General features: G+C 36.2%; 15 protein-coding genes and 1 pseudogene. 5 read left to right on the top strand and 11 right to left on the bottom strand.

Annotated elements, in window-relative coordinates:
• The first annotated feature begins 202 nt into the window (after positions 1 to 202).
• The 4 genes from dhaK (at position 203) to J7E16_RS10445 (ending at position 2,848) form a co-directional block, all read left to right on the top strand.
• Positions 203 to 1,192: a dihydroxyacetone kinase subunit DhaK gene (gene dhaK / locus J7E16_RS10430; RefSeq protein WP_214891501.1), complete on the top strand. Its 990-nt coding sequence runs from the start codon at positions 203 to 205 to the stop codon at positions 1,190 to 1,192.
• 23 nt (positions 1,193 to 1,215) lie between these two features.
• On the top strand, positions 1,216 to 1,800 hold the full coding sequence (gene dhaL / locus J7E16_RS10435; RefSeq protein ID WP_214891541.1) for a dihydroxyacetone kinase subunit DhaL: 585 nt from the start codon (positions 1,216 to 1,218) through the stop codon (positions 1,798 to 1,800).
• The gene (dhaM, locus tag J7E16_RS10440; RefSeq protein WP_502756800.1) at positions 1,790 to 2,167 is read left to right on the top strand and encodes a dihydroxyacetone kinase phosphoryl donor subunit DhaM; all 378 of its coding nucleotides are present in this window, start codon (positions 1,790 to 1,792) and stop codon (positions 2,165 to 2,167) included. Before dhaL ends, dhaM begins: the two co-directional genes overlap by 11 nt.
• Before the next feature lie 204 nt (positions 2,168 to 2,371).
• Positions 2,372 to 2,848 carry a DUF2798 domain-containing protein gene (locus J7E16_RS10445; protein ID WP_214891503.1) on the top strand — a complete coding sequence of 159 codons (477 nt, stop codon included), beginning with the start codon at positions 2,372 to 2,374 and terminating at the stop codon, positions 2,846 to 2,848.
• A gap of 84 nt (positions 2,849 to 2,932) precedes the next feature.
• Here J7E16_RS10445 and glpK read toward each other — a convergent pair whose 3' ends face one another.
• The 7 genes and pseudogenes from glpK to J7E16_RS10480 all read right to left on the bottom strand — a co-directional run bounded on the left by glpK (position 2,933) and on the right by J7E16_RS10480 (position 12,043).
• Positions 2,933 to 4,450 carry a glycerol kinase GlpK gene (glpK, locus tag J7E16_RS10450; protein ID WP_214891505.1) on the bottom strand — a complete coding sequence of 506 codons (1,518 nt, stop codon included), beginning with the start codon at positions 4,448 to 4,450 and terminating at the stop codon, positions 2,933 to 2,935.
• Positions 4,451 to 4,575: 125 nt separating this feature from the next.
• Positions 4,576 to 6,249: a peptide ABC transporter substrate-binding protein gene (locus J7E16_RS10455; protein WP_214891507.1), complete on the bottom strand. Its 1,674-nt coding sequence runs from the start codon at positions 6,247 to 6,249 to the stop codon at positions 4,576 to 4,578.
• A 24-nt stretch (positions 6,250 to 6,273) separates the two neighbouring features.
• Positions 6,274 to 7,176 carry a C40 family peptidase gene (locus tag J7E16_RS10460; RefSeq protein ID WP_214891509.1) on the bottom strand — a complete coding sequence of 301 codons (903 nt, stop codon included), beginning with the start codon at positions 7,174 to 7,176 and terminating at the stop codon, positions 6,274 to 6,276.
• A gap of 57 nt (positions 7,177 to 7,233) precedes the next feature.
• The gene (locus J7E16_RS10465) at positions 7,234 to 8,025 is read right to left on the bottom strand and encodes a serine hydrolase (protein ID WP_214891511.1); all 792 of its coding nucleotides are present in this window, start codon (positions 8,023 to 8,025) and stop codon (positions 7,234 to 7,236) included.
• Between the two features lie 208 nt (positions 8,026 to 8,233).
• The gene (locus J7E16_RS10470) at positions 8,234 to 9,742 is read right to left on the bottom strand and encodes a DUF1846 domain-containing protein (protein ID WP_214891542.1); all 1,509 of its coding nucleotides are present in this window, start codon (positions 9,740 to 9,742) and stop codon (positions 8,234 to 8,236) included.
• 289 nt (positions 9,743 to 10,031) lie between these two features.
• Entirely contained in the window at positions 10,032 to 10,562 is a 531-nt protein-coding gene (locus J7E16_RS10475) for a YehS family protein (RefSeq protein ID WP_214891513.1), read from the bottom strand.
• A gap of 152 nt (positions 10,563 to 10,714) precedes the next feature.
• Positions 10,715 to 12,043 (bottom strand): annotated as a pseudogene (locus tag J7E16_RS10480) (MFS transporter).
• A 692-nt stretch (positions 12,044 to 12,735) separates the two neighbouring features.
• On the opposite strand from J7E16_RS10480, the gene uraA reads away from it, so the two are divergent.
• Positions 12,736 to 14,010, top strand: coding sequence for a uracil permease (gene uraA / locus J7E16_RS10485; protein ID WP_034547143.1), 1,275 nt, complete (start codon positions 12,736 to 12,738; stop codon positions 14,008 to 14,010).
• A 72-nt stretch (positions 14,011 to 14,082) separates the two neighbouring features.
• Here uraA and J7E16_RS10490 read toward each other — a convergent pair whose 3' ends face one another.
• The 4 genes from J7E16_RS10490 to J7E16_RS10505 all read right to left on the bottom strand — a co-directional run bounded on the left by J7E16_RS10490 (position 14,083) and on the right by J7E16_RS10505 (position 19,521).
• Entirely contained in the window at positions 14,083 to 14,637 is a 555-nt protein-coding gene (locus J7E16_RS10490) for an NUDIX hydrolase (RefSeq protein WP_214891515.1), read from the bottom strand.
• Positions 14,638 to 14,714: 77 nt separating this feature from the next.
• The gene (gene arcC / locus J7E16_RS10495; protein WP_214891517.1) at positions 14,715 to 15,656 is read right to left on the bottom strand and encodes a carbamate kinase; all 942 of its coding nucleotides are present in this window, start codon (positions 15,654 to 15,656) and stop codon (positions 14,715 to 14,717) included.
• On the bottom strand, positions 15,653 to 16,513 hold the full coding sequence (locus J7E16_RS10500; protein ID WP_214891519.1) for an oxamate carbamoyltransferase subunit AllH family protein: 861 nt from the start codon (positions 16,511 to 16,513) through the stop codon (positions 15,653 to 15,655). The genes arcC and J7E16_RS10500 overlap by 4 nt, the downstream gene beginning before the upstream one ends.
• On the bottom strand, positions 16,513 to 19,521 hold the full coding sequence (locus J7E16_RS10505) for a bifunctional FdrA/YlbE family protein (protein ID WP_214891521.1): 3,009 nt from the start codon (positions 19,519 to 19,521) through the stop codon (positions 16,513 to 16,515). The genes J7E16_RS10500 and J7E16_RS10505 overlap by 1 nt, the downstream gene beginning before the upstream one ends.
• Positions 19,522 to 19,606 lie beyond the last annotated feature (85 nt).

Below are 19,606 nucleotides of genomic sequence, written 5' to 3' on the forward strand. Positions count from 1 at the left end.
TCGAAACGGATGGGCCAGCAAACGGCGAAGCCGTGCGGTAGTAGACGAGTGTACAAAAGTAGAACGCCTAAACTAGCAGGATAATAGGACGACCGAGAAAAACTTGACACAGACCACTGATCCCTTGTATTTGTTCTTTATATTAAAAACGGTTACAATAGTATTGAATTCAATTAAAAATCACTTAGGGGGTCTGGAAAAAATGAAAAAAATCATCAATGATCCATCGAATATCTTAGATGAAATGTTAAACGGTTTAGTCTTTGCATATGAAGAGTTAGTTGAGCGATTACCTGAGACGTCTGTTATTCATCGTAAAGTTGAGCAATCTGGAAAAGTTGGTTTAGTGAGTGGCGGCGGAAGCGGACACGAACCATCTCATGCCGGTTTTGTTGGAAAAGGAATGCTTTCAGCTGCTGTATGTGGTGAAGTATTCACATCTCCAACTCCTGATCAAATTTTAGAAGGCATTAAGGCTAGTGATGAAGGAAAAGGTGTGTTTTTAATTATTAAAAATTACTCTGGAGATGTCATGAATTTTGATATGGCAAAAGAGTTAGCAGAGATGGAAGATATTAAAGTTGATTATGTCATAGTAGATGATGATATCGCTGTTGAAGACAGCACATATACTGCTGGAAAACGTGGTATCGCAGGCACGGTTTTAGTCCACAAGATATTAGGCGCTGCTGCTGAAAAAGGCTTATCTTTAGAAGAAATCAAACTATTAGCAGATAAACTTATCCCTGCTGTAAAATCTTTAGGTGTTGCTTTGAATCCTGCTACAGTACCCGAAGTCGGTAAACCAGGTTTTGAATTAGAAGCTGACGAAATCGAATTTGGGGTAGGTATCCACGGCGAACCTGGCTACCGTAGAGAAAAGCTTCAACCTTCAGCTGCATTAGCTCAAGAACTCGTGAACAAATTGAAAAAAGAATTCAAATGGCAATCAGGGGACTCTTTTGCGATCTTAATTAATGGCATGGGTGCCACTCCACTGATGGAACAATTTATTTTCATGAACGATGTGAAACAACTGTTGGGGGATGAAGGGTTAACTTTAGCCTTTAGAAAAGTTGGCGACTACATGACCTCAATTGATATGGAAGGTCTATCTCTTACTTTAGTCAAACTAGAAGACTCTAACTGGTTAGAGTACCTAAATGCACCTGTAACAACTATTGCTTGGTAAAGAAAGGATGACTGAATATTATGTTGAATCAAGAAACAGCAAAAAAATGGCTTGAACTCTTTATTGAACAACTCTTAGAAAATAAAGCGTATCTCAGTGAATTAGATACCGCGATTGGTGATGGAGATCACGGTAATAACCTTGCTCGCGGAGCTAACGCGTTAGCAGAGGTATTACAAACAAAAGAATTTGAAACGTTAACTGATCTTCTAAAAACAACTGGAATGACTTTGGTCAGTAAGGTCGGGGGCGCTTCTGGACCGCTTCTGGGCTCTGCTTTTATTAGTATGGCTAAGGCTAGCCAAGACAGTGATGACTTAGCTACAGTCTTAGAAGCTGGATTAGAAGGTATTCAAAAGCGTGGTAAGGCTGCTGCAGGTGAAAAAACAATGGTCGACGAATGGATCCCAGTTGTTGATGCGGTCAAAGCAAACAAGTTGACCGTTGCTTTGATTGATGAGACTCTTGAAAAAACTAAAAACATGAAAGCAACTAAAGGACGCGCTTCTTATTTAGGCGATCGTTCTATCGGTCACATTGACCCTGGTGCTATGTCTAGCAACTATCTATTCAAGACAATGATAGAAGCAGGTGTTTATGATGAATAAAGAATATGGTGTATTGATTGTTTCTCATGTAGCCGACATCGCTGACGGTTTAGCTAAATTAATTGGTGAAGTAGCTAAAGACGTCACAATAAAAAGCGCCGGCGGAACGCCAGAAGGTGGAATTGGTACAAGTTTTGATAAAATCGAAGAAGCATTATCTTCTTTTGAAGAAAAAACAGTTCTTGCTTTTTATGATTTAGGTAGTGCCAAAATGAATCTAGAACTAGCTATTGAAACTTCTGATAAAACAGTTCGTTTATACGATACTGCTTTTGTTGAAAGTGCTTATACAGCAGCAGCTTTGTTGCAAGCAGAAGCACCTATAGAGGCTATTGAAGAGCAGTTAAGTGCCTTAGAAATAAAATAATTTTTATGATCCCGGAATCACTCTCTATACTGGAGAGTGATTTTTTTTATTCTAACTTAGAAGATTACTTATTTATTATTTTCATGAAAATTTCTCTTACACACCGTACTTGATTTATGTATACTTGATTTTAGAAACAAAAAAGGAGTTTTTACTATCAAAGAAGTTAAAGAAAACAGATTGCCTCACAATGGCAAAGAAGGAATGTTATATGGTATCATTATTTGTTCAATAACTGTCCTAATTATGAGTACAGTAAACATTAGTCTAGAATTTGGTAAGCTTGATACAGAAGTACTTATGATTATCCTTAAGTCTTTTCCAATCATTTTGATTATTGCTATGTTATTAGAAGTGCTCGTTTTTGGGCGGATTGCTGAAAAATTAGTTCACACTTTTTCTAATGATACTGATGGATTTAATGCGAAAACGTTATTTAACATCCTTTTTACTGTAATTGGTATGTCTCTCACTATGACAGTAATTGGCACTATGATCGGTAAGGGGTTCACCTTAGCTTCATTTGAAGCATTATCACATTGGCCTAGAAATTTTTCTATTGCTTTATTTTGTGAACTTTTAATTGCACAGCCTCCTGCAAGATTAGTTATGAAAAAAATACATTTACGTCAGGAAAGTAAGTTGATTGTAAAAGATAATTCTTCAATAGATTTCGATTGAAACTTCTACTTTCAAAGCAAAAGAGACTATTCCATCAAAATGGAATAGTCTCTTTGTTCTATACATAATCAAAAACCCTTCAAATTATTTGTTTTTTCTTTTAGGTCTATGTTTGAAAACCCTTGTAGCTTCTACAGCTGCTTGCCAGCCAGCATACAAATCTTCACGTTCTTCTTCTTCCATATTTGGCTCGAACGTAGCATCTTTTTCCCAATATTTTTTGATCTCATCTTGATTTTTCCAAAATCCTGTTGCTAATCCAGCAAGATAAGCGGCTCCTAACGCTGTTGTTTCACTAATCTTAGAACGTTCGATTCTAGTATCCAAAATATCTGATTGAAATTGCATCAAGAAGTCATTTTTCGATGCTCCTCCATCAACACGTAGCGTTTTAATTGGAATTCCAGAATCTTTATTCATTGTATCTACAACATCTTTTGTTTGGTAAGCTAATGATTCAAGCGTTGCTCTGATAAAATGTTCTTTAGTTGTCCCGCGTGTTATGCCAAAAACAGCTCCACGAGCATCTTGATCCCAATAAGGAGCACCTAACCCTGTAAATGCCGGTACTACATACACATTTTCTGTTGAGTCTACTCTTTTAGCATATTCTTCAGATTCCGGAGCACTTCTAAACATTCTCATACCATCTCTCAGCCATTGAAGTGCTGACCCAGCTACAAAAATACTACCTTCTAATGCATAAGTAATTTCACCGTTGATGCCATATGCAATGGATGTAAGTAAACCATTGTCTGACTTGATTGGTTCTTTTCCAGTATTCATAATAATAAACGCACCTGTACCATAAGTGTTTTTAACCATTCCTTTTTCGTATCCTACTTGACCAAATAAAGCTGCTTGTTGGTCACCAGCCATACCAGCAATTGGAATTTGCCCACCAAAGAAATGTTCTGGAATTGTTTTTCCATATACTTCAGAAGAAGACCTAACTTCTGGCAGCATTTCTTTTGGAATATCTAATAATGCTAAAATATCTTTATCCCATTTAAGATCATAAATATTAAACATCATTGTACGACTTGCATTTGAATAATCTGTAACATGAACTTTTCCACCTGTTAATTTCCAAACTAACCAAGTATCGATTGTTCCAAATAGTAATTCGCCTTTTTTAGCCCGTTCTCTTGAACCTTTAACATGATCTAAAATAAATTTAACTTTAGTTGCTGAGAAATAAGAGTCGACGACTAGACCTGTTTTATCTTTAATCAATTTTGTATGTCCATCTTGTTTAAGTTGATCTGAAATATCATTCGTTTGTTTTGATTGCCATACAATTGCACGATAAATCGGTCTACCTGTTTCTTTGTCCCAAACAACTGTCGTTTCACGTTGGTTGGTGATCCCAATGCTATCAATATCATCTGGTTTTAGTCCTGCTTCGATTAAAACACCTGCAATAACGGATAAAACTGAAATCCAAATTTCGTTAGCGTCATGCTCTACCCAACCTGGTTGAGGAAAATGTTGTGTAAATTCTTTTTGAGAACTCCATTTAGGGTTTCCTGCTTTATCAAATATTATCGCTCTAGAACTAGTAGTACCTTGGTCGATCGACATAATATATTCTTTTGTCATTTTGTTCCCTCCCATAATATAATACGCTTTCAAGCCTTGTTCCCTTAATGTACCGCTAAAAAAAATCATTGTAAAGCATTCGCTATCCAAATCTCGAAATAAATGATAACGCTCTCTATTTTTATTTATTTAGCTTCTATCCAGGTCCATTTATAACTATCTGGACCAAAAACACGTTTATAAAAATCTTCAACATTTGGATTTAATAGATACGAATCTGCTGATTGATATAATGGTGCAAGAGCTGCATCTTCACCTAAAGCAACTTTTTCAATTTCAACTAATGTTTCCCAGCGTGCTTCGTCATCATCATAAGTTGCTTTTGCTTTATCTACTAAAGCATCTACCTCTGAATTCGAATAATTCATACGATTGATGTCTGTATCAAAACGTTCCACATAATTGATTGGATCTGCAAAGTCAGCAATCCATGAATTAACAGCCATATCATAGTCGCCTGCACGCACTGTTTCCAATTTCATACTGAACGGCATACTTCTCAACTTAACAATCAAACCTGGTAAGTTTTTTTGTAATTGATCCTGTAAATATTCTGCCAATCGTTTTGAATCTTCTGTATCTGAGGTAATCAATTCTAATTCAATACTGTCCGTACCTAATTCTGATAGCCCCGTTTCCCAAGCTTTTTCAGCTTTTTCTAAATCATAAGCCAATAGATCCCCAGCATCTTCACGATAATCTGTATCTGTTCCTGGATTACTTGCTAAACCGGCTGGAACAAATCCATCAATCGGCTCTGATCCATCTTGCAAGACACTCTTCGTGTAGCCTTCTTTATCAATAGCAGAGGCGATAGCTAAGCGGATATTCCCATTGCTTAATTCCGTTGATTCTTCATTATTCAAGTTATTCATTTCAATGTAAAACGTTGTCGCATTCAATGATGAATGAAAATTAGGGTCTTCAATATATTGAGAGACAAAATTTCCTGATAAAAAGGCAATGTCGGTATCCTCATTTTCATATAAATTTAACTCCGTGGTAACTTCTTTGATTACATCAACGGTTATTGTATCCAAAATAACCGATTCAGCGTCCCAATAGTCTTCATTCTTTTCAAATGTCCATCCCATACTGCTTGCTTGATCCCATCCTTTTAATACAAATGGACCATTATAAATTAAATTTTCATGTGTGCTCCCATACTCATCGCCTTGTTCTTGGGCAAAAACTTTATTTTGGGGAAAGAAAAAAGGTAACGTCAATAACTGATCAAAATAAGGTGTTGGCTGCACCAATGTAATCTCTAAATCAGTAGCATTGATTGCTTTAACACCTAACTCCGTTGGATCTAATTCATCATTTATAACTTCAGTAGCATTTTGGATCAAGCCGTCAAACATATAGGCATATCCGCTTGCTGTTTCCGGTGCCACGACTTTTTGCCAAGCATAGACAAAATCATCTGCTGTAACAGCTTCTCCATTAGACCAAACAGCATCTTCACGTATCTTAAAGGTATACGTTTTTCCATCTTCACTGATGGTAGGTTCTTCAGCTGCCACACCTAAAACAGGCTCAGAATCTGGTCCTAAAACATACAACCCTTCAAAAACATTATTCATAACGGTAAAACTTGTTAAATCAGTTGCTAAAGCTGTATCCATAGAAGGAATTTCTGAGGAAGCTGTTAAACGTAATTCTTGTGTATCAGCTAGCTTTTTCTCGCCATCAGCAGAAGATTTCGCAGTTGAAGACCCTTCAGGATCTGCACCCCCACATGCTGTTAATAACACTGTTAAACTAAGTATACCCAAGCCTTTTATTTGATTTTTCATTTATTATCACCCTCCCATATTGTTTTATTTTTGTACTTCTTTAAAAAAACGCCTAACAGCACATAACTCCTTTTGATACTTTGTTCCTTCAAGCTTTGTGACCATTACTTTTGATCCAGGAGTTTGTGAATGAATCATTTGATCATCCCCTAAATAAATTCCTACATGGTGAACTTCTCCATTACCTTCTTGATAAGCGAAAAACAATAAATCGCCTGGAATTGCTTCCTCATAAGTGTGAACTTCCCCTTCAAATACTTGCTCTTGAGCATCCCGGCTCAACCAAATGCCAAAGGTTCGAAACAATGTATACACAAATCCGGAACAATCAAATCCAGCTGCACTTGTTCCCGCCCATACATATCTCAAATCTAAAAAAGATTTTGCGCTATCAATCATTTGTTCAACAGCATCTACTGGTAAGTCCCCAATTATACGAGCATCACTTTCTGCCATAAAACCAATACCATCTGGTGTAAGGACTTTATATTGTTTAGCTGTAGCTTCTAATACAGTTAAAATTGTACCAATAGAAACTACTTGAGACGTTTTTGTCTCACTTATAAAACTAATTTTTGCCGTTGACCGACTAACAGCAACCTGTTTTAATGCTTCTGACCAGCCATCTGGCACAACAATAAGGTCTTTAGCTATTACCCAGCCTGGATATCCATTAGGATCATTTTTATAAGCTTGTTTTGGGACGCTTACTTTAGCAAATGTTCCAATAATTTCAATTACTTCAACAATATCACCATAAAGCAGTTCCGAATCTACTAAACGGTCCTCATATAGTTTTAGTGCGTCCTCATCTGATAAGGTATAAAAAGTTTCTTTTCTATTTTGTGTTAACAGTTTCTCCTGAATAGGATGGTAGTCATTTTTTGACCATAAAAAAGTTGTTGTCGTACTGACCATATTTCTCATTTATCCACTCTCTCCTTACCACCGACTTTTTACTTTAACTAGCAAGAACGCTATTATTCAGTCAGTATCTGTTAAAAATTCAAATACTAATTTCCCTAACTCTTCCATCCATTCTATTGCCTTTGCTTCTTCCTTCACGTCTTTGTTTAATGCAGCAATAAAAACAGTTTGATCTTTATATCTAAACAATCCAACATCGTGACGGATCCCGTTGTCTTCACCAGTTTTATTTAGCATTTCTAAATTAGGGATCGCTCTTTCATCCAAGTAACCTGGCAGCCCGATTCGAAACTGTTGCAACAAAAAAGGTTTTTCAATTTGATCTTTCACCGTTGGATGCTTGTTTCCTAGCTCGATGATTTCTTTTAAAATCTCCAAGGCTCCCCGCGGTGAGATCTCATTGACTAAACCAGATTCATAATCCATTAAGTACCGCCTTAAAGCTATTCTTTTACCCCACTTCTTTGTTTTTATCCACGTCTGTATACTTTCTAATCCCGCATAATAAATCAACCGATTAGTAGCTTCATTATCGGAAACAGCAATCATCAATTGCAGGAGTTCTTCAATACTCCATTCCTCAATAGACGTCAAAATGTGTAATACTCCAGATCCATTTGCACGACCGATCTTTGAAACTTTTATTTTATGCATTAAATCAAGGTTCCCTTGAATGGCTTGTTCATAATAATAAAGATAGATTGGAAGCTTGATGATGCTTGCAGCAGGAAATAACTCTTCTTCATTTCTACTAGCTAATTTTTGCGTTCCATCATGGATATAGATCCCACTTTCAATAAAAGGTGCAAATTTAGTTGCTAAAACGTGTATTTCCTTATCCCAATCCATTTTCATCCTCATTTCTTTTTTTATAACAGAAAAATTCACATTAAAAACTCATTTTCCTGTCACTTTAAATTAATTATATAGAATCTAATCATCTATCGCAACAGAAACGCAACGCTTACATTCTAAGTGCTGCATGCCTTTCTCTACTTCACTATTGTTTAAACCAAAAAAGGGAATTGAGATAAAAATCTCAATTCCCTTTTTTTATTTAAACGTAATACAAATTTTCTGATGGATAAAATGGATCACACGTGATATCTAGGCCTAGTTTACGAAGGGTTTGTTCATCATCTTTATTCAGCATTACAGTTGAGTGTGCTTGAACATCTTGCAACTCCGATAATTTATTGTAGGCTAATTGAGCTGTTGGATTAGTGACTGCACTTATCGCAAGAGCAATCAGAACTTCATTTGCATTCAACGCTGCCATTTTACTGTGAAGATCATTCACTTTAAGTTTTTGGATCGTTTCTAAAATATTTGGCGATAATAAATGGATCTCATCTGAAATATGAGCCAAAACCTTGATCGAATTTAAAATGGCTGCAGAACACGAATCCATTAAAGCCGTCGTTCTGCCCGTTACAAGTTGGCCATCTGGCATTTCGAATGCGATAACTGCTGGCATGTCAGTCGCTTCAGAATGTTCTCTTATCTGTTCAGCATATTTACGAGCTGGCGCCACTGGTACTCTATCTTCTTTTTTCAGTTCGACTTCTTCCATGATCAATTTCATATGGTTTAAAATTTCTTCATCTATTAGCCCTTTTTTAAAATCACACTCTGTCGAAAAGCTTCTACGAATGATTTCTTGTTTAGAGGCGTCTTTAATAACTTCATCATCAATAATACCAAATCCTACACGATTAACGCCCATATCTGTCGGAGATTGGTATACTGATTCTTTTCCAGTAATTTTTTCAATGATTTTTTTAATAACTGGGAATGTTTCAAGATCACGGTTGTAGTTGACCGCTACTTGATTGTATTTTTCAAAGTGAAAATTATCAATCATATTTACATCTTTCAAATCTACCGTAGCCGCTTCATAAGCAATGTTAAGCGGATGTTTCAATGGTACATTCCAAACTGGAAAAGTTTCAAATTTTGAATAACCAGCTGTTTTGCCTTGATGGCGCTCATGGTAAAGCTGATTTAAACACGTTGCTAATTTCCCACTTCCAGGACCTGGCGCTGTAACAACAACAATTGGTTTCGTTGTTGGAATGTACTCATTTTTCGCAAAGCCTTCTTCACTTACAATTGTTTCGATAGCTGATGGGTATCCTTCGATTGCAGCATGCGTGAAGACTTTGATATCTCTTCTTTCTAGCTTATTGATAAAGAGTTTTGTAGAAGGCTGACCATTATATCGAGTGATCACGACACTATTTACTTCTAGACCATACCCTCTTAGTTCATCAATCAATCTTAAAACGTCCATATCATAAGTAATGCCATAATCGCCGCGAATTTTATTGCGTTCGATATCTCCAGCGTACACACAAATAATAATTTCAGCCTGATCTTTCAATTTTTGCAATAATTTGATTTTGGCATTCTCATCAAACCCTGGCAATACACGCTTAGCATGCTTGTCCCCAATAAGTTTTCCACCAAATTCAAGATATAATTTATCGTAATCATTCACTCGTTCAAGGATATATTTTGATTGTTCTTCAATATATTTTTGTGGATCAAACCCTACTTTTTTAATATGCTTTCCTCCTATACAGTTGCTAAATTTTAGCAGCTATCCTTTTAAACAAAAAAAAGTTAGACGATTTTTGTCGTACTAACGATTTTTATTTTCTAACTACTATTAAGAATAAATAAGTTTGCCTAATATGTTGCCTAAATCTAACGCATTTTTTTATATTCTTTTCAATTATAGTGGTTTATTTTTTATTATCAATCTATTTTCTTGAAGAATCTTTTTTTAGTTTTGCTTTATCAAATTAAGCTATAGAAGATATCAATACGGCCTTAAAGCCTATTAATATTCATCAAGACTCTTCACGCCATGCTATAGCTAAGCCTTTCAAAAAGTTTCTAGCGTATCGATCACCACATTCTTTGTAATTTCGATGTCCTTCTTTTCTAAAGACTGCACTTAATTCACTTTTTGATATTTCGACTCCCGCATTCCCTAAAATACCTAACATATCTTCACTCGTAAGGGAAAGAGCTATTTTAATTTTTTTAAGCAACATATTATTCACATTTTCATTCGTTATCGTCATTGGCGCTTTTTTTTCTGGTTCATTGACTGCTGATTCTTTTTTGCCTCTTTTGAATATGATCAAACCATTTAAAAAAGATTCTAATGTTTGATTAGAGCAGTTTTTTACATACTCATTTTCTTGGAAATCATTTTCTTTTGCATTATCAGAATTTTGTTTTTTTGATTTATCCAACATTTTTTTGATATCTTCTTTTGTTATTTCTAATCCGCCTAATTTAAAGATCTCTACCATCTCTGTATCTTTAATATCTAAAGCATATCTTAGTCTTACTAATCGATCGTTATTATTCATCTTATTTTACCCTCCAAAGACTTTCTCAAATTGTTAACTACTATATAGTATAAAGCTTTATTCATCGTATTGCACTCTTTGCTAAAAGATTGCTGCATATTTAAGTGTACCCCATTTGGCACACTATCTTCCTAGACCTCATTGATAAAAAACTACTGATCATTCTCTTTTGGTTCCCCTGATTTCAAAAGTTGTTTATCATTAAACATAAATAACGTCACGATAAAGAGGAGTAGGCCAGAGACTAAGAGAAGCCACTCGATCCGGACTAGATCCGCCAGTGGACCAAAAAGCACCATTCCTAATGGCATCATTGCTGTAGCAATCATTGTTTCCACTCCAAACACTCTTCCTAGATAGCCTTCTGGTACTCTCTCTTGAAGTAACACAATCGTTGATGCACTTAATAATGGTATTACCATACCAAATAAAGCCATAATAAGAGAGTAGTACCAAAAATTAAGAATCACTCCTAAAAGAACTGTACAGACTCCCATCATTAAAATAGCAAACGCAATCGAATGTATTCGATTCTTAAACCCGCCCCAAAAAGCTACTATCAATCCTCCAATGATCATGCCTAGTGAAAAAGCTACTTCGATCATAGTTAACCTCCATACATCGCCGCCATAGTTACGTGTCACTTGTAGAGGTGTCAAAAAAGAAACGGGAGCTGCCAGTAAATATGCTATCGAGAAATAACTATATAGCTTCTTTAAAAATTCTTGATTTTTAATATACATAAACCCCAATTTAAGGTCAGTTAAATAAGAATTTTCTTGAACTTGTGTAGCCTTATTGTGAGAAGAGATCCTCAAGAAAAAGGCTAAGATAATAATAGCCGCTATCGCTGTAATAACATCAATAAGGAAAATAATTTCAAGTGAAGCAAAGTTTAATAATGCTCCACTTGCCATCGGTGAAACTAACATCGTAAGGGCTTAAATACTTCCATTGAATCCATTAACTTTAGTTAATTTATCTTTCGGTACTATTTGAGGTAATACCGCACTAACCGCTGGGGTCTGAATTCCCGCACCTAAAGCTCGAATAGCTGAAGCAATCAACAAGGCCCATATTGAACCTTCCCCGCTTAAAAATAAAAAAATCAAAAGTAAGGTTGAAATAGCAATGACCGCATCTGAAAGAATAATAAGTTTTTTACGATCGTAGCGATCCGCCCACACTCCAGCAAAAGGTGACAAGAAGAAGGTCGGCAGAAATCCAAAAACAACAGATAGCATCATGATCACACCTGATTGCTCTCTCAAAGTAAGGTACCACGTAATTGCGTACTGGACTAGTGAAGACCCAAACAATGAGATTGTTTGACTACTTAGAAATAAAACAGTTGTCCGTTGCCAGTTTGAACCTGTTTGATTTGTCGGTTGTTCCACACTATTCCCCTCCTTTAGATGCAATCCCTTATGGAAAAGAGAAAAAAATTTCACTCTTTCTAATAATCGCTTATTCGAATACACGTCTCTGGTTACCTTTTCTATTCATTAATAGTATACATGAGACTCTATTAAACCAATAGTTACAGGTATTGGAATCTATTCTGATCCATACAAATAGAATTAATTTACCAAGATAAGAAGTTACAGTAAATAGGATGCGCTTTAAAACTAATCACTATTCTGATTTTAGGCTAACTGAGAAAGATGAGGGGTGATTAAGATCAGAATCGAATAATAAGAACGACTTAATGAGTCATGGAGTCAAATAGAATAGTTCTCTATTTTCAGTTACTCGAACTAACGCTTGTTGCGGATACTCAAATAAAAAAACGACTCTCAGTTACTCGAACTAACGCTCGTTGCGGATACTCAAATGATAGTCTACTTTGAGTATCGACTTTCTTTCCCTTTTTCACTGTCAAATCGGTTTATTTTAGAAACAGTAGCAGTAGCGGCCCTTTTTCTCTTAACAAGATAGTTTTAAAATACACCCTATCAATAAACTACACTTAGATAATCTAATTATTTATTAATAGTTTGTTGTAATTTCTATTATTTACTGCTAGAATAAATCAAAGCGAAGTCCTTTTAATTTAATCCAGAGAGATTAAAAAGGGTAACAAGTCAATTTATGATACGATACCTGAGGTCCTTTTGCGAATACACCATTCAAAGAGGGCATTTTTTGTGCCCAAAAATAGGAGGAATCGTACATGTCAAGCAAAAAAATTATTCAAATAGATGAAAAGGTCCCTATGAAATTACTCATTCCGTTAAGTTTGCAACATACATTTGCTATGTTTGGAGCTTCGGTATTAGTGCCCATCATCTTTGGTATTAACCCTAGTATTGTTTTGTTAATGAATGGAATTTCCACATTATTATTTATTCTTATTACTAAAGGAAAAGCTCCTGCTTATCTTGGTTCAAGTTTTGCCTTCATTGGGCCTGCAAGTATTATTATTGCGAACCAAGGATTTGCTTATGCTCAGGGAGGATTCGTTGTCTTAGGGATCATTGGCTGTCTTTTAGCCTTATTTATCAGACGTGTAGGTACAGCATGGATCAACATCGTTCTTCCACCAGCTGCAATGGGTGCTGTCGTTGCTTTGATCGGATTGGAGCTAGCAAGTAATACCGTTCAAGGCGGTTCGATAGGTGCAAACTTAATGACCGATACTGCCGCAACACAGGACTTCATCGTCTTTTCCATCACTTTAGGTGTAGCGATTTTAGGTTCGGTACTGTTTAAAGGATTTTTATCCACGATCCCAATTTTAATTTCAATCGTTGTTGGTTATATCTCTGCTGCAGCCTTTGGAATGGTCGATTTCACACCTTTAATGGAAGCCTCATTGTTCACCATGCCTCATTTTCAATGGGCAAAATTCGATGTGAATGCCATACTAACAATGTTGCCGGTTCTTCTTGTCTTAACTTCTGAACACATCGGACATCAAGTCGTCACTTCAAATGTTGTCGGTCATGATTTGATAAAAGACCCTGGTTTACATCGCTCTTTATTCGCCGACAATTTGGGTACTGCTTTATCTGGTCTGATTGGTGGGGTCCCTACAACAACTTATGGAGAAAACATTGGTGTCATGGCGATCACACGTGTATATAGCGTACGTGTAATTGCTGGAGCGGCCATTTTCTCAATCTGTATGGCTTTCATTGGACCTTTAGCAGCGTTTATCTCGACGATTCCAGGAAATGTGATTGGTGGAGTAACCTTCTTGCTTTACGGAATGATCGGAACAAGCGGTCTACGTTTACTAGTTGAATCTAAAGTAGATTATGGCAAATCAAAAAATCTGATTTTAACTTCTATCGTTCTTGTCTCTGGTTTAAGCGGACTAACAGTAAACTTTGCGGGAATTCAACTAAAAGGGATGATTCTTGCAAGTGTAGTCGGAATCGTTTTAAGTGTAGCCTTTTATTTATTTGAAAGAGCCGGCTTAATGAATGAATCAAGCGAAGACTAAATACTAAATACAAAATAAAAAAAGCTGGGTAGCACTTCTTCTATTTATTACTTAAATAGAAGAAGTGGTTACTCAGTTTTTTAATTTGTCATTCAGTTTTTTGTAAACGACTTTCATCTCCGGCTCAGTACAAGCTTCAACTGCTTCCGTTAATTCCATCCATTTTATCGCACTATTTTCATCCGTTTTAACCGTTGTTTCTTCAGTTTCATTCGCTTCGATCAAATAGGTCACGTTCAAATGCAGATGTGTTGCAATTGGATTGCCTTTTTTTATATGGCTGGGAACGCCTAATATTTCTAATGAGTATATATCTTTCATGATGGGAGCAATACTTACTAAACCGGTTTCTTCTGTTGTTTCTTTCAGAGCCACTTCTAATAAGTCTGCATTGCCATCTGCATGCCCACCGATCCAAGACCACGATTGATAAATATTATGATACGCCATTAAAACCTTTGTACGTTCAGGATTAACGATCCAAGCTGAAGCTGTAAGATGCGCAAATTCATTTTCACGAGTCAGTAAGTTATCAAAATTACTCAAATACTTTAACATCACTTCTTGTTCCTTAGCCTCTTGGAGGTCATAAGGGATGTATTGTTCAATGTCATTTTTCAAATTCATAGCTGATCTCCTATATAAACTTTTTCATATAGTATACCAGTAATTAAAGCAAACTTATCCGTTTTCGTATAAATTGGTCAGCCTTTTACGACTCGGGTCCCACCATTATTCTCTATTACATTTGTTAAATTCTCTAAAGAGGTGATGATTGTTTCACCATGTTTTTTGGATTGCTCTGCGAACATTATCGCTGCTTCAACTTTAGGTAACATACTTCCTGGAGCAAATTGCCCCTCTTCAATATACTGCTTTAATTTACTTGTTGTTACCTTTTCTAACATTTTTTGATCTGGTTTATTGAAGTTGATATATACATTATCTACGCCAGTTAAAATGATAAACAGATCTGCATCAATCAGCTCAGCTAATTTTTCTGAAGCAAAGTCTTTATCTATAACTGCTTCGACCCCTTCTAACCTACCGTTTTTTTCAATAACCGGGACTCCTCCTCCACCCGTTGAGATAGTGATTATGCCTTGCTCAACAAGTAGTTTAACGATAGCCGTTTCATTGATGTTGATTGGTTTTGGAGACGGTACTACTTTACGCCATCCTCGTCCGGCATCTTCTTTATAAACAGCTTTAGAAGCTGTTTTTTTAGCCTCATCTTCCGTTAGAAATGGACCAATTGGCTTAGTTGGATTTTTAAAGGCTGGATCATTTTCATCTACTACAACTTCTGTTAAAATTGTTGCTACTTCTTTCGTAATTCCTCGTTCTTTTAAAGCATGTCTTAATGCTTTTTGCATCCAGTAGCCAATACTGCCTTGCGTCATTGCTACGCAAGTATCTAATGGCATTGCTGGATTTTCATTTGAATCTGTTGCAGCTTGTTGCAACAATAAGTTCCCTACTTGCGGACCATTTCCATGGGAAATAATCAATTCATTCCCTTGCTCGACTAATACCGCTAACTTTTCTGCTGTATCTGCCAAAGCTTTTTCTTGTGCTTGTGCACTAGCATCTGTTGATAAAATTGCATTCCCGCCTAAAGCTACAATAATTCTTTTCCCCATCATAATCTCTCCATTTCTTTTTGAACATACTGTAGCCCTATAGTAAATCCATATAGTGTATCCGTTCCTGAAGTATGCCCAAACCGTTTCAAAACTTGTAGTTCATTATTTATTTTATTTCGGTCTTTTTCATCAAATAATTGTACTAAATGTAAAAAGTTTTCATTAATGATTTCATGTAGCAATGCGTTAAAATAGGCTTCACTAATCGCTGTTGTTTTAACTTCTTGCAAAGCATCTGCCACTTTTTGCTGCCAGCCATCTGCTTTTTGAAAAAGCATTCGAGCAAATGTATATCCAATCAGTATATCGTCTCCGCTTGGAGTTAAACCAATTCCTCTTCCAATCAGTAAACGAATAATTTTTTTGTCTATTGAATCCTTCTCTTGCAAATAAGGTTCAGATAATGAACACAGACCTTTGCTTATAGCATCATTTACCGGTAATCCTATTTCTAATGATAAAGAAGCGAAATTTTCTTCTAACAATTGATACAGTAAGTTTCCTTTTAACTCTTGAGCAGAAAGTTTTAATTTTGGTATAGTAAGATCCTTCGTAACAAATTGGTCAAATGCAATTTTAATAACCTCTTTTTGAGTATATAAAAACATTTCCCCATTTTTGAAACGTACTATATCTCCCACTTGACTTTGATCATGTATTTTTTGAAAATCCTCTGGTTCTATTAAACAACCGAATGATGATAATGCCATTCCGACTTTTCCGATGTGAACCAAACCAATAGGAAATTGGATGTTTAAACTGTTTTCAAAAACAGTATGCATTTTCCCCAATAGAAGGGGTTCTTTTAAAAAGAGAGACAAAAAGTTGCTTTTTGTCTCTCTTCTATCTCGTAACATTAAGCTTCCTCTATTTGAATTCCTAAAGATTCTGCATAAGCTTCTAAGGCCTTTTCAAAACAAGCCATAGGTGCACGTACAGTACCTGCACCTACTTGGCCTAAACCAGCTTTTTTGTGTGCAATACCGGTGTTAATGATTGGGGTAATTCCTGTTTCAACAACTTTTAGAATATCGATCCCTAGACATGTACCTTTAAAGTCCCAAGTTGGAATACTATAGTTAGGATTATGCGTTACACAAATTTCACTCATTTCATCACTGACTTTTAGTGCATCTTCAAAACCGCCAGCACCTACAAAACGTGTTACTCCTGGAGCTGCAATCATTGCCATTCCACCTACTCCGACTGTTTCGGTAATAGAACTGTCTCCAATATCCGGATTTCCATCTGCTTCACTAAACCCAGTAAAGTAAAGCCCTTTTGGTGTATTTACAGGTGCTGTGAACCATTGGTCTCCTAAGGAACTGATACGGATACCAAAATCTTTACCATTTCGTGTCATCGTTGTAACAATTGATCCTTCTTTTTCTTGACGAGCACCATCAACGATTGCTTTCCCTGTTGCCATCATAATGTTTAAGAAGAATTGATCAGTATCTGCTAAAAATTGGATAACTTCTAGCTTTGTATCGTCATTAACATCATCTAATGATAAGATTGTTGGTGAAATTTCTTTTAAGAACAGTAAGCTTGCTGCGATGTTCCGCTGATGGAATTCATCTCCCATTGTGATTGCTTTGGCAATCAAAACATTTATATTTAAGCCGCTTTTTAATTTTCGTAAAGCTTTTCCTAAAACAGGACCTAAAACATTTTGTATCCAAGTCAAACGGTCTACAACTTCTTGCGAGTAGGCTCCGAAACGCAATACTTTTCCAATACCTTCATTTAAAATACAATAAGCAACATTATCAGTTAAACGATTCTCAACCACTAAAACTGGCATACTTTTAGAGGTAATTCCGCCCATAGGTCCAACAGCATTTACCTGATGACATGGAATAAAGGTGAATTCTCCTTTTTCCAGCATTTCTCTAGCTTCTTCTTCTGTTTCTGCCCAACCTTCATATAGCGTCGCTCCAATACATGATCCTTTCATCGGGCCAGTCATATCTTCATAAGAAATAGGAGGACCAGCATGCAAAAGAACTTTTTCTTTTAGTTCTGGAATAACGCTATGAGCTGGCACAACATCTACTAAGAATGGTTGTGCATCTCTAAAGCGACCAACAACACGTTCATTTTGTTCATTTAAGTCATCGATTTGTTTTAGTTTATTTAAGATTTTGATTAGTTTACGATTTCCACCTGCTACTGGTTTCCAATTGTATTGCACAGCTTCTCCGCCATGCTCCCGTACAACTTCACTAAAGCTTTCAATACCAACATTAATTACTACTGGCTTACTATTCAATAAGTTAATTACTGCTTCACTTGGTTTTGGCAGCTCACGTTTTTTTTCATCGTAAGGCGTTACTTTTTTTGGTGCATCTTCAATATCTTTTCCCATTAGATTAAGTGCTAAACGAACAGCTTTAGCATTGCTGTCTTCAATCAATACACCAGCTTCTTCTAACGTTTGTTTTGCTTGTTCATAGTCTTGTGGGTCTTGTGTAGTTCCACAGACTGTACCTACAAAATAAAGTTTACGATTGTCAGATTTTGCTTTTTCAAGTGCTGCTTTGATAACTGGTTCTAAAGCTCCAGCCATATCTGGATGGGAACCATGTCCTAATACTACATCGATTAAAATGACTGCTGTATTTTCGTCTTCAGCATATTCTCGTATTTTATTTTTGCGAACTTCTGGATCAATCATTGGATGAGGTTTTCCTTGTGTATAAATATCATCCCCTAGATCCATAACTTCAAACCCATTAGTTTTTAGAATATAGCCTTCTTCTTTGATCAGTCCACCTAATTCTAATGCTTCTGAAATCAGCATTGCAGCTTCAGAGGCCAGCGTTCCTCCAGAATAAAGTCCTTTAACTGTTTTAGAAGAGTCAACTTTTTCATTTCCTTCATGTCTTGGCTTTTCTTGGTAATAATCTTTTATTTCTTTTCCATTAGCTAGATCGACTGCCATATGAGCTGTTTCTTCCAATGTATGTGCTAAATAAACGTCTCCTTCATGATGATCAGGATTTTCGCCTAAGAAAATAGCAACTACTGGCTTAGGTAGATCATGTAACAATTGAACGACTTCATCACGCACAGCTGGAGCAGGCGGTTTAGAAATCACTACGATGACATCTGTTGGCTCATGTTCAGCTAATCCAAGTAAAGCATCTTTCATTGTAATGGCACCGACTTCTTCTGAAAGATCACGCCCTCCAGTACCGATTGCATGAACTACTCCACCGCCTAGACGGTCAATGATAGTTGTAACTTCTTGAATTCCAGTTCCTGAAGCTCCTACGATACCAATATTTCCTGATTTCACAACATTTGTAAAAGCCATAGGCACATTTGAAATAACACCCGTACCACAGTCAGGACCCATTAATAACAGCCCTTTTTCATGCGCTTTTTTCTTCAATCGAACTTCATCTTCTTTTGTCACATTATCACTGAATACAAATGCGTGAAGATTATTATCTAATGCCTTCTCAATTTCATCGGCTGCATAAATACCGGGCACAGAAATAAGAACCATATTTGCATTTGGTTGTGATTCTAATGCTTCATTCCAATTGTGAACGTCTTTCACTTGGCTGCTTTCTTTTTTTACAGATAAGTCACTTAAAAAAATTTCAACTTCTTCCATGACTGCTGAAAGAACTTCCTCACTTTCAGAATCCACTGCTACAACCATATCACTGGGCTGAGCACTTTGGACTTTTTCATTATATAATCCTGCTTCCTTCAAAATATCTTTATTGGCGTCCGTTCCCATCATAACTTGAGCTTTTTTAACACCATCTATTGTACTAACCGCATTTGTCAGCAGCATTAAGTTGATAGAGTCTTGGTAACTATTTTCTTTAATTTTTGTATAAATCACTTTTTCAACCTCCGTTTCTTATTTACTTATTCATTATAATAGTTACTGATAGCGTATACATTTGCACAAAAAGATAAAATCTCAC

It is taken from the genome of Carnobacterium sp. ISL-102, from assembly GCF_018612935.1.
GTDB classification, from domain to species: Bacteria; Bacillota; Bacilli; order Lactobacillales; family Carnobacteriaceae; genus Carnobacterium_B; species Carnobacterium_B alterfunditum.